The sequence below is a fragment of the Streptomyces sp. NRRL F-5650 genome (assembly GCF_000721365.1).
GTDB lineage: Bacteria > Actinomycetota > Actinomycetes > Streptomycetales > Streptomycetaceae > Streptomyces > Streptomyces ardesiacus.
Genome location: NZ_JOGV01000118.1, coordinates 1 through 1775 on the forward strand (window position 1 = coordinate 1; position 1775 = coordinate 1775).

Sequence of the window (1775 nt, forward strand, 5' to 3'; positions counted from 1 at the left end):
CCCGTTACCGTTTTCGCGGCTCCGCAATGGAGCCTCCGGCCTTCGGGTCCGGCATGACTTCCCCCTCCTGTTGTTGATGATCCGGGGGGTGGTGTCACCGGGCCCGGAGGCATCGACGGACCGCTGATGAGGGGCTTGAGCACCGGCTTCACCCGAGGCCGGAAGAGCTCTCCGTAACGTGGATGTGGCAGCTCGATGCCGAGGCAAGGCCGGACGAAAGCGTGATGGAGGGGCCTGCACGTGATCGACACCGGCGACATCGACGTCTTCCTCGGTCTGGACGTCGGCAAGGGCGAACACCACGCCACCGCCGTCACACCAGCCGGGAAGAAGGCGTTCGACAAGCGCCTGCCCAACACCGAGCCCAAGCTCCGCGAGCTGTTCGCCAAGCTGCAGGCCAAGCACGGAACGGTGCTGGTCGTGGTCGACCAGCCGGCCTCGATCGGCGCCCTGCCACTGGCCATCGCGCGGGACATGGGCTGCCCGGTTGCCTACTTACCGGGCCTAACGATGCGACGGATCGCCGACCTCTATCCCGGTGAGGCGAAGACCGACGCGAAGGACGCGTTCATCATCGCGGACGCGGCCCGCGCAATGCCCCACACGCTGCGGGCCATCGACGGCCAGGACGAGACGATCGCCGAGCTGGAGATGATCGTCGGCTTCGACGACGACCTGGCCGGCGAGGCGACCCGGGTCGCCAACCGACTGCACGGCTTGTTGACCCAGATCCATCCCTCGCTGGAACGGGTCCTGGGACCGCGGTTGCAGCACCCTGCCGTCCTGACCTTGCTGGAGCGGTTCGGGTCACCGGCCCAGATCCGCAAGGCCGGCCGACGTCGGCTGATCACGCTGCTGCGGCCGAAGGCACCGAGGATGGCCGAACGGCTGGTCGAGGAGATCTTCGACGCCCTGGACGAGCAGACCGTCACCGTTCCCGGGACCGAGGCGGCTGCGCTGATCGCCCCGAGCCTCGCCGCCTCGCTCACGGCCGTCCTTGACCAACGCAAGCTGCTGGCCGGACGGATCGAAGAACTCCTGGAGACCCACCCTCTTTCCAAAGTCCTGACGTCGATGCCGGGAGTCGGCGTCAGGACCGGAGCCCGCATCCTGATCGAGGTCGGCGACGGCAGCACCTTCCCGACCGCCGGCCACCTCGCCGCCTACGCCGGACTCGCCCCGGCAACCCGGAACTCGGGCTCCTCAATCCGCGGCGAACAGCCCTCCAGAAGAGGAAACAAGCAGCTCAAACGAGCTTTCTTCCTCTCCGCGTTCGCCGCCCTCGGCGACCCGGCCTCCCGGGCCTACTACGACAAGAAGATCGCCCAGGGCAAGCACCACACCCAGGCCCTGCTCTGCCTCGCCAGACGCCGGGCCGACGTCCTGTTCGCGATGCTCCGCGACGGAACCTTCTACGAACCCCAACCCGCCGCAGCCAGCTGAAGAGATCAAACCGCTCGATCAGTCCTCCGGCCGAAGCCTCTGACGAGCTGCCTCAAGCCGCTCGTCATAGTCGGATGCGAACAGCTCAGGAAGCGTCTTGTCGAGCGTTCCGGCAATCCTATGGATCGGCGCCCAGACCGCCGGATCGTCGACAACCTGGCTGAGGTCCGTCATCTGGAGCTTCTCCAGCCAGTGCGACAGCACCAGTGCCTCGTCACTCGTGAGCTTGATCGTGACCTGGCTATCACTCATGCACACCCCTACGGCTCGGCCTGCCCCCAACCACACGAACCTACTGGCCTTCGACCTTGACCAAACACATAGGGGCACCC

Annotated in this window: 2 protein-coding genes; one reads left to right on the forward strand and one right to left on the reverse strand. The window is 66.6% G+C overall.

Features of this window, described 5'->3' with window-relative positions:
- Positions 1-240: 240 nt before the first annotated feature.
- On the forward strand, positions 241-1443 hold the full coding sequence (locus tag IG88_RS0137630; protein ID WP_031051336.1) for an IS110 family transposase: 1203 nt from the start codon (positions 241-243) through the stop codon (positions 1441-1443).
- A gap of 18 nt (positions 1444-1461) precedes the next feature.
- On the opposite strand, the gene IG88_RS0137635 is transcribed toward IG88_RS0137630, so the two are convergent.
- Positions 1462-1695, reverse strand: coding sequence for a hypothetical protein (locus IG88_RS0137635; RefSeq protein WP_031051338.1), 234 nt, complete (start codon positions 1693-1695; stop codon positions 1462-1464).
- Positions 1696-1775 lie beyond the last annotated feature (80 nt).